The sequence below is a fragment of the Enterovibrio norvegicus DSM 15893 genome (genome assembly GCF_900115495.1).
Lineage (GTDB): Bacteria > Pseudomonadota > Gammaproteobacteria > Enterobacterales > Vibrionaceae > Enterovibrio > Enterovibrio norvegicus.
This window is the reverse complement of sequence record NZ_FOWR01000020.1, coordinates 58,476-72,130: the sequence shown is the minus strand read 5'-3', so window position 1 is coordinate 72,130 and position 13,655 is coordinate 58,476. Positions and strand designations below refer to the sequence as shown.

Below are 13,655 nucleotides of genomic sequence, written 5' to 3'. Positions count from 1 at the left end.
GGGTATCAGGCGAATAGGGCAAAGATGTGACTGAGAAAGGCGATGGGAAACCATCGCCTTTCTTGGTTTTGGGGCAACAAAACCCACTTGAAGAAGGGTCACAGTGACATGGCCTGAGTGGGTAAGTTGCTCTGCATCTTGACCTTCTTTGGGTATATAATCTTTGTTAATGGAATCAGCACGCGCTTGGCGCGTGCGTATAATTACAATCCAATCAGGAATTACTATGAACGTACTCGTTACCGGTGGCGTTGGCTACATCGGCAGCCATACCTGTGTTCAAATGATCGAAGCAGGTTTGAACCCTATCCTTGTCGATAATCTTCATAACAGCAAACTCGCGGTGCTTGATCGCATTGAAACGCTGACGGGCAAAAAGCCAACCTTCTATCAAGGTGACATTCGCGACAAAGCGTTTTTGGCGTCTGTGTTTGCAAAGGAAAGCGTCGACGCAGTGATCCACTTTGCGGGCTTAAAGGCCGTGGGTGAGTCGGTTGAGAAGCCGCTGGAATATTACGACAACAATGTAAACGGCACGCTGGTGCTGGTTGATGCCATGCGTGATGCCGGTGTGAAGTCGATTATCTTTAGTTCTTCTGCAACTGTGTATGGCGACCCTGCGTCTGTGCCAATTCGTGAAGATTTCCCTACTTCTGCGACTAACCCTTATGGCCGCAGCAAGTTGATGGTGGAAGAGTGTTTAACAGACTTCCACAAAGCAAACCCTGATTGGAGCATTACGCTGCTGCGTTACTTCAACCCGGTTGGATCGCACAAATCTGGTGAGATGGGTGAAGATCCGCAAGGCATTCCGAACAACCTCATGCCGTTTATCTCTCAAGTTGCTGTTGGCCGTCGTGAGTTTTTGTCTGTGTTTGGTGATGACTACCCAACGCCAGATGGCAGCGGTGTGCGTGATTATATTCACGTTGTCGACTTGGCGAACGGCCACTTGGCGGCGCTAGACAAAGTGGGACCAAAAGCAGGTCTGCACATTTATAACCTTGGCACGGGCGACGGTAAAAGCGTACTGGAAATGGTTGCCGCGTTTAGCGAAGCGAGTGGCAAAGAAATTGCGTACAAGATTGCGCCGCGTCGCCCGGGTGATATCGCGGAATGCTGGGCTGACCCTGCAAAAGCACGCGCTGAACTCGGCTGGGAAGCGACGCATTCGTTAGATGACATGGTGGCTGATACATGGCGCTGGCAGTCTAACAACCCGAATGGGTATCCGGACAAGTAAGCGCGAGGTCTTAGGGGGAAAAGATAGGTCCTAGGAAAAGAAGGGCTTGTTTGATTAACCCTTTATATACCTAATAGCGCCTCCGAAGAGGCGCTAACCAGCCAACTTATTCCGGAAGGGAAACGGCGTAGCGATGATATTGAGGTGCCCATGAAGGGGCATTGATTTTCTGCTGTACAATACCTCGGTTGGTGTACCAACGTGTGTCAACATCCTCGATGTCACTGCCGTTAATGCGCACTTTTTCTGTCACTTTGCAAGCTGTGATAGTGCCAAAAGGCACGACGACATCAAACTTACCCTCGTAGGTTTCGGTCACATCAATCTGAGTCAGGATCAGGTCGTTGAACGATCCGCCTTCTGTTGTTCCATCGCCGTCTCTATCTCCTCGTGAGAGATAGACTAAATCATCCATTTTTACCTTAGTAAACGAAGATGAGATAGGTGTATTCAAACGCTTCTCGGCATTTTCTGGCAGTGTCGCCCTTACGCTTCCCCATCCGCCATAACTCCCGTCAGCAATCAAGCCAACTTCACCATAATATGACGCAGCATCGTGGAAGGATTCTTCCATATGGAGCAGCTCATCATCCACAGAAAACGCGGAAAACAGTGTTTTGTTTAACGCGCCATCGGTTGCTGCGACCCATGCTGGTAGGTCTGAAATATTTGGGTACGCAGATAACCATGAGAAACCGTTGCCCATATATTCGAAGGTCTCGATATAATCTGTTAGCGCACTGTCATTCTCCCAAGCCACTGATTTTTCAACTTGATAGGTGATTTTATCGCCCACTTTCTGTGTGTGATTGGCATCGGGTAAGCTTGCCATACATTGCGCGAATGTTGTCGGAGAAGGCAACACGATGTTATCTGTAAACAAAGGGAGAAGACTTGATGCAAACACATACTCATCAAATGTGCTGCTACGTTCTTGCCAAATCAATCGTACAAAATCATCGACGACTGAAAAATATGCGCTGTTATCATTGGTATTGAAGTTATTCCAGCCTCGGTTGGCATGGTGAACAACCGCATTTGGCGCCTCAATTTTTCGCAGGGTCTTTCCGAACGCATCAATATCTTGCCAGTATCCGTTCGCAATATGATGGATGTCTCCATTGGAAAAAAGGTACTCGTAATACTTCACTCTGCCATTTTTCTGCAACTCGGCCATAATCGCACCACCCGGAATGCCAACCATAGACACCATACCATTCACGGATGTGCCTGAGTTTGGAGAAATCAAATCACCAAGTGTTTGTGCTAACGTCGGCGCGCCCTCAACATACACGGAATTACACATTCCGCCTCGGGCTTGTTTTTGCTCATCCGTACACCAATCACCTTCATTAAAGCTGAAGTAAGCGTCGGTAATCTCAGATATTTTCAGCTTATAAGCAAATGTATTTGTTGGGAATGTCAAACCTGGCGATAACATAGATTCCCAAGCACCAGACGTATTATCTGCGGTCTTTGAAACAATACTGGTAACACGAAGGTCAGAGACATCCACTTTGCTCGTTTTCACATTCATTGACAGTTCTGGTGTGCGAGTAACGAGCACCGCACTGCCATCTTCGCGTGATTCAATGCTTATGATGGTGTCATCTGCAATGTCCCAGCCTTGGGCGTTCAATATACGTTGTCGGTGACTGCCACCCTCATTCAATTCGAAATCACCAAAATCTGGGGTCGACGCGTACTCTTGATCGATAAGATTACCGTCATTGGCTGACGTGAGGGTTCCATACTGCAATTGGATTTGATCATCTTCTTGTTCACTTCCAATCCAAAGTAATCCTTCTGACTCAATCAGTGTCGCGAGACGTGTCGAGGCTGAATGACGGTCTGCATTATTGGTATCAATCTTGTCTTTCATGTTTGAAGCTGACAGGTCAATCTTGTCCTTCGCCGAGTCTGCGACGGTATCAGGATCAAAACCATTGCCTGCTAAAGTCACGTCAGAAACGATATCTGAGAGTGACTTGGTGACTTCTTCGTTAATCACATTGATGAGATCGACGTTAGAAACGCCGTTATTCAATGCGTCATCTTTTAGCTCATCAAGCTTAGAAGCAATAACACGTGCAGTGACTTGAGCAATTTTATGTAGACGTTCAAACTCTGCTTGATTTGTAACGTCACTTTTTCCTGCAATGTAGTCTGCGGTGACATCGAGATCAGTCCCTAACTTTGTTTGAATTTGAGCAACTGACTCTTCAATCGTCGCCCCTTTTTCGATTTCATTTTGAATTAGGGTGGTCATTGGGCTCACAAAATTGAAAGCCGAAGGCGCGCTTAACGTATAGCCTTTGTCAATGGCTACCCCTGGCTGATCTGAATCCGTCGTGGTTCCTGGAATAACGTTGACCAAAAGTGGCGCCGAATCAATATGCGCCTGCGTCGCTTCTATAGAGAAAGCACCATTTTCATCCGTTGTCGCCGTTGGCTCATCGCTGTCACAGGCTTTGTTCTGATTGATATCTAGACATACGTTCGCGTTTTGCAGATAACCATCAGCCGCTTTACCGCTCAGGTTAGTTTGAGTTGGCTCTGGCGTTGAACCACTGGTGGAAGAGGATGAGTCACCGCCACAAGCGGCGAGGGATAGAGCAATTGCAGTTGCTAAGAGTGTCCTTTTCAGTTTCATACTTTGTTCCCAACTAAAGTTGCTTCGTTCTTATCGAAGTGATGTTTTTAAAATCGAACAAAGTGTCTGAAAACTTAGTGGCTACCGTAACTGTGAAATCTCATTATTGAGATGTACTACTATTATCAAAGTTGTGATTTGTTAAATCTGGCTATTTTTTTATGAAATAGAATGCTTCAAAGATGTTGCTGGGTGTTTAAAACCAATCATTTTTTGTAATCCGTTGGATAATGTTTGTTTATTTTATCAATTGATATTGATCATTTGACGGTTGATCTGAGGAACAGACTCTGCACGCAATAAAGCATAAGCGGCAACCGTGTATGTCGGCGATGAATCCTGTGTGCCTAATCTGTCAATGTGATGGTTTCCATCCCGATGCCTTTATTTTGGTGGTGTAGTAGCATGACCACTGTTGAGTGATTAATGCGGCGTTTCTTTGCTTTGACTGACAATGAAGGCGCTTTGGATGTGGTTTTGACGAGATTGACTTAGTGAAACAATCGCCGTTATCTATTGCCTTGCACGTCTTCGCACTACTTATCGTGATTGTCAGCGTGGGTTCTCTATTTACGGGAATAGGGCCTTCTGTATTCAATATCGAAGGTAGGCACTTTTTCTTCGGCTATGGCGATCTGCTTTTCCACTTCGCGCTGTTTCACTTTTGCGGATGGCTTGCTTACATCTTTAAGCCAACACCTAGAATTGTAGCTTGGAGCCTTCTCGTTTTCTTGGGATGAGTTCAGAGCTTGCCCAAACCTATTGGGTTCAAGGCCGTGAAGGGAGCATGAGTGACGCGGTTGTAAATGTCTTCGCGGTGCTTTCTGTTTTTCCACTTTCCCTCCTTGTTTTCTCTCTTCGCCAGCGTCATCAAACTTCAAAATAAACGTCAGAATTTCTTCATGTCCTATATTTAAGATAAATAAAGATTTTGCCCTTGCTTCTTATTGCAAGAGGCGGAACGAAAAGCAGTTGGATGCGCTTTTATTTTTCTTTTTATAGGGTGTGTGAATGAAGATAGCGGTAGCAGGAACAGGCTATGTCGGGTTGTCTAATGCCATGCTGCTTGCGCAGAATAATCAGGTGGTTGCGGTTGATATCCTCCCTGAAAAGGTCGAGATGCTAAACAATGGGCTCTCGCCAATCACAGACAAAGACATCGAGCATTTTCTGGCCCATAAAGACTTAGCTTTTTATGCTTCGCTAGACGGCGATGAAGCCTATGCTTGGGCAGATATCGTGTTTGTTGCGACACCAACGGACTACGATCCTCACACCAATTTTTTCGATACGTCCTCGGTAGAGGCGGTGATAGAGAACGTTACACGCGTTAACGCTGAAGCGATTATCGTCATCAAATCTACCGTTCCTGTGGGCTTTACGGAATCGGCAAAACTTACCTACCGCACAGACAACCTGATTTTCTCTCCCGAGTTTTTACGTGAGGGAAAAGCCCTTCAAGATAACCTAAACCCTTCTCGCATTATTGTGGGCGCTCAAAACGACAACGCGAGAGTGGTCGCTGATCTTCTGCTTGAAGGCGTCGAGCAAAAAGACGTGCCCGTTCTTTATATTCATTCGACGGAAGCAGAGGCAGTGAAGCTGTTTTCGAACACGTATTTAGCGATGCGCGTGGCGTATTTCAATGAGCTGGACTCTTATGCCGAAGCGCTTGGGTTGGAATCTCGCGAAATCATAGAGGGTGTGTGTTTAGACCCGCGTATTGGTGACCATTACAATAACCCTTCGTTCGGTTATGGTGGATACTGCCTACCGAAAGATACCAAGCAATTGCTGGCGAACTATCAAGCGGTGCCCAATAACATCATTGGCGCGATTGTGGATGCGAACCGAACCCGCAAAGATTTTATTGCCAATGCGATATTGGACAAAGCCCCGAGAGTCGTTGGTATTTATCGGCTGATCATGAAATCGGGCTCTGACAATTTTCGTGCATCGTCCATTTTGGGCGTGATGAAGCGATTAAAAGCCAAAGGCATTGAAATCATTGTTTATGAGCCTGTGTTGGATGAAGACAAGCTCTATAACTCTGAAGTGGTTTCTAACCTTGATGCCTTTAAGGACCGTGCCGATGTGATCGTGTCTAATCGCATGGATGACTGCTTGGAAGATGTCGCATTCAAGGTGTATACACGAGACCTGTTCGGTTCAGATTAAAGGCGCTACTCTAAAGCGCCTTTCCCAAAGCGTTTGCCTTACACCCCCACCAAATTTTTAATCCACACCTTCGCGCGCACGCGGTAAATCGACCCTATCCATTTCACGACTTCTTCTACGGCAAACAGGGCGTAAACCCATTCGAGCGGCAGCTTTAATACAAACGCGGCGAAGGCGACGATGGGGATGCCAATCATCCATTGGGCGGCGATGTCTTGATATAGGCAGTAACGAATGTCGCCACCGGCGCGAAGTACGCCGACAATCATGCTCATTGGCACGGATTTCAACACCAGCATGCCTGCAAACACCCAATAGAATTTCTCGGTTAGCGCCATGGTGCTTGGCGACAGCGCGGAGAACAAACTCAATACAGGTTGGCAGACCAGCAGCATGACTGCCGCGATAAGCACGGCACCAACAAAGCTAAATACCGCGATGCCCCAGGCTTGCGGATACACCACATCTAAACGGTTAGCGCCGAGCTGATTTCCCATCACGACGCTGGCCGCGTTCGACAAGCCAATCAACAACGCAAGCGCGAAGGATTCAATCGGCGTGATGACAGAAAGGGCGGCTAAGCCTTCTACGCCAGCTTGCCCTAAAATCGCGTGGTAGACGAAGATACCGCTCGACCAAATCAGGTGGTTCGCGGCAGTCGGCAGTGACAAGGACATAAAGCGTTTCATGCCCTCAGGCTCAAAGGCTTCAACGATGTGTTGAAGGTGAAAAGCCGCCGCCAAGTTTTTGCGGTATACGTATAAATAGAACAAGCCTACTTCGACGATGCCGCTGATCAAGGTCGCCCAAGCAGCACCTGCAATGCCCATGGCAGGGAACCCGAAGTGACCAAAGATGAGCACCCAGTTCAAACCAATGTTAAGGCTGATACCCACAAAGCTAAACCATGTACTGATGGCGGGTTTGTTCATCGCACGAAGCGAGACAGACAAACTGCTGCCGAGGGCGACGGTGATCATCGCAATGCCTGTAATTTGTAAGTATTCCGCGCCTAGGGCGATAACCGTGGGGTCATTAGTCGCAAGCCCCATCACCTGATCGGCCATAAACAAGAAGACCAGTGCAAACACGCTTGCAGCTGCCGATGTCATGACAACGGTGAGGGCGGTTTTGCGGCGAAATCCTTCCATGTTCCCAGCACCCCAATATTGGGCCGTCAGCATCGAACCGCCTGTGGTAACACCAAAGATCAAGATGGTGGCCACGAACAGGGCTTTACCTGCCACACCAATGGCCGCGACATCGGCTTCGCCAAGCTGACCCAGCATCAAAATGTCGACCAAGCTTCGGCTGGAAAACAGCATGGTTTGCAGCGCAATAGGCAGACCTATGCTGATCAAACGGCCAAAAAAGTGCGCATCGCAGTGCGTGCGAAGTGAGGTCAGTAATGTGTTCAATCTTGGATCCTACAGAGAGGGAGGTGCAAAAAGGGAAGAGATTTCGGGGGCGATTATCAGGCAAACCTAGGTTGTCAGCAAGCAGTAACCAAGCAAGGTTTAAGACTAAATTTTCATACTCTTTGGGCGTTTTTGATAATTGGTTATATCTAATTTTTTCAATAATATAGGAGCATTTTAAGGGCGGAAAGAACAGAATGTGCAGGAAGTGCAGGAAGTGCAGGAAGTGCAGGAAGTGCAGGAAGTGCAGGAAGTGCAGGAAGTGCAGGAAGGGGAGGTTGGGAGGGGTTATTTCTCGGTGTTGGGTGTTTGCATTGGGCATCAGTTTCATCAATCCCAATGGTTCTCAGATTTTAGCTGTGACTGCCTGAATTGAATATCTAAGCGAGATCTCACAGCGATGGTGGAATACGTTAGGACTCTTTCGGGTTACTTGATATTATTTTGGTGATAGTCGGGGAGCCTATTGGCTGAGAGTGCAGTGCGAATCGAAAGACACGCATGCATGACCCGTTGAACCTGATTCAGTTAATACTGACGTAGGGAACTATTGTCACGCTGGTTGCGGCTCCACATCTGCTTTCCTTCCATCAGCGAGATTCTGTTCCTGTGCGTTGGTTTGGGAACGTAATGATGCCAAATCCAAACACACCTTCTTCTCTTGTTTCTTCTACACCGATTGTACTGACCATTGCAGGCTCTGACAGTGGTGGTGGCGCGGGTATTCAAGCCGATATTAAAGCCATTTCAGCCACGGGTGGTTATGCCTGTTCAGTCATCACCGCCATTACCGCGCAGAACACGCAAGGCGTATCTGCCATTTTTCCCATTCCCGTTGAACACGTTAGCCATCAGCTTGATGCGGTGTTTTCTGACCTCAATATTGTGGCGGTGAAAATTGGCATGTTGGCGGATGCCGACATCATCAAGGTGGTGGCGGACAAATTGCGTCAGTATCAGCCTCAATATCTGGTGGTTGATCCTGTCATGGTGGCAACCAGCGGCGACGTTCTGTTGGAAAACAGCGCGATTCACGCCCTCAAAAATGCACTGCTTCCCCTTGCCGATATCATCACACCAAATTTACCTGAGGGTGCAGCGTTGACAGGCAAACCGTTGCCAAAAAGCGAAGCCGACATGCAAGCCATGATCGACGACCTACGACTACTCGGTGCAAAAGCGGTGTTGTTAAAAGGCGGGCATCTCGAACAAGACGAAAACAGTAACGATCTACTGATTTTGTCCGACCGTGTTGAAACCCTCAGCGCCAAACGCATCAATACCAAAAACACGCACGGCACAGGCTGTTCGCTGTCTTCTGCCATTGCATCGTATTTGGCGCAGGGACATGACCTTGAGCGCGCGGCGTTTCTCGGCAAATCGTATATCTCACAAGCCATCGCGCATTCGGATGAACTGAACATCGGAAAAGGCCACGGGCCAGTGAATCACTTCTTTGAAGGTCATGCTGCACGGCGCTAATGCGCGAGTTAAATGCGTTGAGTGAAAACAGTACTAGTCATGCGAGTGGAGGCACTATGAATTCAGGTATTCCAAAAACAAACACAGACGCGGTAAACACCGTCATTTCAGCACTAAACGCGGTGCGAGAAGCTAAACCGCTGGTGGTGAATATCACTAACTATGTGGTCATGAACAACACCGCGAATGCACTGTTGGCGGTTGGCGCGTCGCCCATCATGGCGCATTCAACGCAAGAAATGACCGAGATGATGTCATTCGCGGGGGCGCTGGTGGTTAATATCGGCACGTTAGACAGCGTTTGGGTTCCGCGCATGTTGTTTGCGGTGGAGCACGCCAATGCGAACAACAAGATTGTGGTGCTTGATCCTGTTGGCTGTGGCGCGAGCAGGCTCCGCACTGAAACCTCGCGACAAATCGCCCACCTTGCCGATGCGTTGATCATTCGTGGTAACGCCTCTGAAATTATCGCGTTGGCGGGTATTCAACATCAAGGCAACACCAAAGGCGTCGATGCGCAAGACAGCAGCGATAAAGCGTTAGATGCCGCTAAGTATTTGGTTGAAACCTACCGTTGTCAGGTCGTCGTTTCTGGTGAAACGGATTATGTCGTGACGCGAGATGGCCATATTACGCTAAACAATGGTCATCAAATGATGCCGTTTGTGACAGGCATGGGCTGCTCGCTGTCAGCGTTAACAGGTGCGTTTGCAGCCGTGGGTGAAAAGTCTGGATTAGCGGCGGCTGCCGTGATGGGAGTGGCGGGTGAGATGGCCGCAGAGAAGGCGAGTGGGCCGGGCAGTCTGCAAATGCATCTGTTAGATGTGCTTTACCAACTCGATGAAGAAAACCTGAAGCAACGTTTGCGACTGACAGTCAACATTGGGTCGGAAGGCTAGGATGAATACCTCTAATTCAATTTCTAACCCTAACCCTAACCCCTATCGTTTGTATCTGGTGACTGACGATAATCAAGATCTCGACACGCTTAAACGCGTGGTAAAAGATGCCGTGGCGGGTGGCGTTACCATGGTACAGGTGCGCGAGAAAAGCGGTGATGTGCGCCAATTTATCGCCCGCGCCGCCGCAGTGAAAGCCATTCTGGCTGGCACAGGCGTGCCTCTCATCATCAATGACCGTGTGGATGTGGCGCTTGCGGTGGATGCAGATGGTGTCCACCTTGGCCAATCGGACATGCCAGCAGAGTTCGCAAGGGCGTTGATTGGCGAGAATAAGCTGCTTGGGCTGTCCATAGAAACTGAACAGCAGTTAGTTGATGCAGAATCTTTGCCCGTGGATTACCTCGGCTTGAGCGCGATATTTGCCACGCCAACCAAAACTAACATCAAAAAAGAGTGGGGCATTGATGGCCTTGCTCATGCGGTAAAGCAAAGCGCGTATCCCATTGTTGCTATCGGCGGTTTGAATGCGTCTAACTTGGATGATGTTATCGCAACCGGCGCGTCAGGCATTGCATTGGTCTCCGCGATTTGCCACGCCGATTCGCCAAAAGAAGCGGCGAAAGCACTGATTCAGCAATTGGAGCGGAATGCGTCCGAAGATCATGAGAGTTGAGTGACGAGATAAGAGATAAGAGGAACCAGAGGAGAATTGTGTTCTTCGTTTCTCTTTTTTGCTTTTGGTTCTATTGCTCTATTCTCGCTATCTCAAATCTCAAATCTCAAATCTCGTTCCTAGTTACTCCCCATTCAACGCCCCAATATGCTCCCTCAATGGCGTTGGTTTGGCGATGCCAAATCCTTGCGCAAAATCTATCCCTAAATGCGTCAGAATGTGCGCGTGATTTTCGGTCTCGACGTATTCCGCTACCGTGGTCAATTGCATATTTTCAGCCAGCAATTGCACCGATTGAACGATCAATTGGTCGGCATCGTTTGTGGGAAGATTTCGCACAAATTCGCCATCAATTTTCAGCACATTGATAGGGATGCGGCGAAGGTAAGAAAAGCTCGCATACCCTGTGCCGAAATCATCTAGCGCTATCTTGCAGCCCGCCTTTCTCAGCGCGTGTACGGTTTCAATGGTGAGCGTTTCATTTTCAATGGCAGAAGATTCGGTGATTTCAAAACACACTTTATAAAGCGGAATCGAAAACTCGTTGGCTTTTTGAATCACAAAATCGGATAACCCCTCGTCGCCCAATGACTTCGCCGTGAGATTAATGGCGCAGCGATCCACCAGGTTCCAATCATTCAGTTGGGTGGCGAGCATTTCAAAGGTGTGTGCGATAACCCATTTGTCTAACTGAGACTCTAATCCGAATTCGTTAATCATGGGGAAGAATTCGTCCGGTTCGAGGGGGTTTGCATTGACCTGTTTTAAGCGCAATAGCACTTCAAAACTGCTGCTGATAGCGTCAGGATCTTTTAGGTTGCGGTAGGGCTGGCAATACAATTCAAACTGATTTTCTCGCAGTGCTCTTTGCACTGAATTAAGCCTTAGAAACTTATGGGATGACAAATCTGAGTCGTCAAACCAACGAATTTTGTGGTCATGAAAAGTGGGTTGGTCGCAGAAGACAGAAATGGTTTCTTCCACCTTGTCTTTATTGCTGAGCTCGCAACAATGCAGCGTGTGAGAAAACAGTGAAATGGAGGTGCCTTGCCAAAAGAATTGAAAGCTATCGCACAGGTCACTAATAGCAACGAGGTCGTCATTCATGTCAGGTTTCAACGGCTCGACATAGATGAGTCCGACAGAAAACGGAGGGCGATAAAAGCGAAGAATACTCGGCTGTGCCGTAAAGAAATGCTTGGTTAATTGGCGCAGAAATTGTGCCTGCCCAGTGTGCCCAATACCCGTTAGGTTGAGCATGGTGGTTTTTAAATCTAAATATATCAACACTGGCTTATCAATGTGTGACAGATCCTCTTTCAACTGCGCAAGATTATACAGCCCGGTATAGGGGTCTATCCTCTCCTTTCTTAATTGTTCTTGGTTCAGCATGAATCTGCGAATGCTGTCGCTACCCTGTATGTAGGCGAGAACAGAGAAGAGTATTAACACCTCCAATAAGCCAAGGAAATTCTCGTCGATGTCATCGGTGATGTTCACCCAAATCACGGCTTCGTAAACCATGACCAAGGTAACGATGGCACCCACGATCATCGGTCGCAAAATACCATATCGTCCGATGCCCATGAACACCAAAATTAATAAGAAAAAACAGATAGAAAAGAGCAGCAAAGAATAGTGGATAAACAAAGAAATCACGGAGAGAGACAGAGAAAGACCCAGCCAAAGGTAATAGGTCCAACGGTGGTGGTTCGCGTTGAATAACTGCTTGTCGAGCCGCATATTGGCATCGGCATAGCCTCTAAACACATACACTAAGGCGATATACATCAAGGGCGTGATCACTAAGTGTGTGAGTTCGATGCTAATGGATGAAAAGAAAATAAACGGCGTATCCACATGAATGATGGGCGACGATGCAATAAGGAACAACAACAAGGCATTGAGAAGGGGGAGCACGATGGCAAACAAGAAAAAATAGATGCCAGCTTTTAGCGGCACGCTTCGCTGTTTCATGCGGTGTGTAACATAATTATAGGCAAAGGTGGTTAAAGCAGGCGCAATGGGGAGTATACAGGAAAAGAGCAACACCTCGTTCCAGCGCAAATCAGAGGCAAAAAAACCGTGGGTCAGCATGGCCAAAATGATGGCTGGAATGGCAGCGATACCCCAGTAGAAAATCGCCGACACCATGAACGCATTAACAAAGGAGATGACGAAAAAACCAGTCTCTTCAATTTCGAAAAAAGAAGACAGGTAATAACTCGCCCATAAAACACCAAAAATAATGCACTGAGAGACCAGTGGTTTATTTAAGAAGCGGCGAGCTGCTTTTTCAGTATGGGGAGATGGGGTGGAGAGCAGCATCTGTCGACCTTATCCAAGTTTCTATCTGTGCAGCGTAGCAGTTTCCGATGCCAACACTGGGTTGTCTGCGCACTTGAACAGGGTAAAACGCCGAGTTTCTTATATGTGAAATGAGGTGCGTTGAATCCAGCAATAAAAAAACGAAAGCGCATTATTTTTAAGACACTGTTTTCATTGCTCTACAGCCTTGTATACGTGATAAATGGCGGAATGTTTGCATAGATAAACAGGCGTTTTTATCGCGAATTTCCCGTGGTTTGTGGGTTCAACCCTTCGTAGCACAGTCACCTCCCTATATGTGAACCAAGATCACAACCTTTATTTCTCAACAAGATAGTGAGTCAGTGTTGACTCGGTGACCGAATTCACACAATGAATTTACGGCTACTTTTGTCCAGTAAATGCGAGATATTTCATCTGTCTGGAATCCTGATACTCCCTTAGCATGAGCCTGTCTGAATCAAACGATAAGTAGAGCACATGAACGTCGTCGCTATCACTGCATGCCATACCGGAATTGCCCACTGTTACATGGCTGCAGATCGCCTCATCGAAGCCGCTAAAGCACTCTCCATCAACATCAAAGTTGAAACCCAAGGCGCGATGGGTATTGAGAACAAAATCTCCAAACGCGAGTTTGATTCTGCAGATTTTATATTGTTGGCCACTGAAATTAGCCCGGCAGAAAGCGATCGCTATGAAGGGAAAAATCCCACCATCGTTTCCGTGCAAGATGCCATCAATCACCCCCTATCTCTTTTGAAAAAATTTAAGTGAA

10 protein-coding genes and 1 riboswitch are annotated in these 13,655 nt (G+C 47.6%); of the genes, 7 read left to right on the top strand and 3 right to left on the bottom strand.

The genetic code is table 11. The features are described 5' to 3' along the window. The first annotated feature begins 226 nt into the window (after nt 1–226). A complete protein-coding gene (galE, locus tag BM082_RS13925) occupies nt 227–1,243 on the top strand; it encodes a UDP-glucose 4-epimerase GalE (RefSeq protein ID WP_074927374.1) in 1,017 nt (338 codons plus the stop codon). Nucleotides 1,244–1,349: 106 nt separating this feature from the next. Here the strand turns inward: galE and BM082_RS13920 are convergent, their stop codons facing one another. Beyond that, nucleotides 1,350–3,896: a hypothetical protein gene (locus BM082_RS13920; RefSeq protein ID WP_074927372.1), complete on the bottom strand. Its 2,547-nt coding sequence runs from the start codon at nt 3,894–3,896 to the stop codon at nt 1,350–1,352. Between the two features lie 1,011 nt (nt 3,897–4,907). Between BM082_RS13920 and BM082_RS13910 the strand changes: the two genes are divergently transcribed. Continuing rightward, nucleotides 4,908–6,074: a nucleotide sugar dehydrogenase gene (locus tag BM082_RS13910; RefSeq protein ID WP_074927370.1), complete on the top strand. Its 1,167-nt coding sequence runs from the start codon at nt 4,908–4,910 to the stop codon at nt 6,072–6,074. A 38-nt stretch (nt 6,075–6,112) separates the two neighbouring features. On the opposite strand, the gene BM082_RS13905 is transcribed toward BM082_RS13910, so the two are convergent. Continuing rightward, nucleotides 6,113–7,492, bottom strand: coding sequence for an MATE family efflux transporter (locus tag BM082_RS13905; protein ID WP_074927368.1), 1,380 nt, complete (start codon nt 7,490–7,492; stop codon nt 6,113–6,115). Between the two features lie 199 nt (nt 7,493–7,691). Between BM082_RS13905 and BM082_RS24965 the strand changes: the two genes are divergently transcribed. The 4 genes from BM082_RS24965 (at nt 7,692) to thiE (ending at nt 10,549) form a co-directional block, all read left to right on the top strand. Further along, nucleotides 7,692–7,868, top strand: coding sequence for a hypothetical protein (locus BM082_RS24965; RefSeq protein ID WP_159435495.1), 177 nt, complete (start codon nt 7,692–7,694; stop codon nt 7,866–7,868). A gap of 69 nt (nt 7,869–7,937) precedes the next feature. Next, nucleotides 7,938–8,055: riboswitch (TPP riboswitch) on the top strand. Between the two features lie 70 nt (nt 8,056–8,125). Then, nucleotides 8,126–8,974, top strand: coding sequence for a bifunctional hydroxymethylpyrimidine kinase/phosphomethylpyrimidine kinase (gene thiD / locus BM082_RS13900; protein WP_074927366.1), 849 nt, complete (start codon nt 8,126–8,128; stop codon nt 8,972–8,974). Between the two features lie 56 nt (nt 8,975–9,030). Beyond that, nucleotides 9,031–9,873, top strand: a complete 843-nt coding sequence (thiM, locus tag BM082_RS13895) for a hydroxyethylthiazole kinase (RefSeq protein ID WP_074927364.1) — start codon at nt 9,031–9,033, stop codon at nt 9,871–9,873. 1 nt (nt 9,874) lies between these two features. Next, nucleotides 9,875–10,549 carry a thiamine phosphate synthase gene (gene thiE, locus BM082_RS13890; RefSeq protein WP_074927362.1) on the top strand — a complete coding sequence of 225 codons (675 nt, stop codon included), beginning with the start codon at nt 9,875–9,877 and terminating at the stop codon, nt 10,547–10,549. A gap of 123 nt (nt 10,550–10,672) precedes the next feature. Here thiE and BM082_RS13885 read toward each other — a convergent pair whose 3' ends face one another. After that, nucleotides 10,673–12,877, bottom strand: coding sequence for an EAL domain-containing protein (locus BM082_RS13885; RefSeq protein ID WP_074927360.1), 2,205 nt, complete (start codon nt 12,875–12,877; stop codon nt 10,673–10,675). A gap of 480 nt (nt 12,878–13,357) precedes the next feature. Here BM082_RS13885 and BM082_RS13880 point away from each other — a divergent pair, with 480 nt between their 5' ends. Continuing rightward, the gene (locus BM082_RS13880) at nt 13,358–13,654 is read left to right on the top strand and encodes a PTS fructose transporter subunit IIB (protein WP_026024905.1); all 297 of its coding nucleotides are present in this window, start codon (nt 13,358–13,360) and stop codon (nt 13,652–13,654) included. The last annotated feature ends 1 nt before the right edge of the window (nt 13,655 follow it).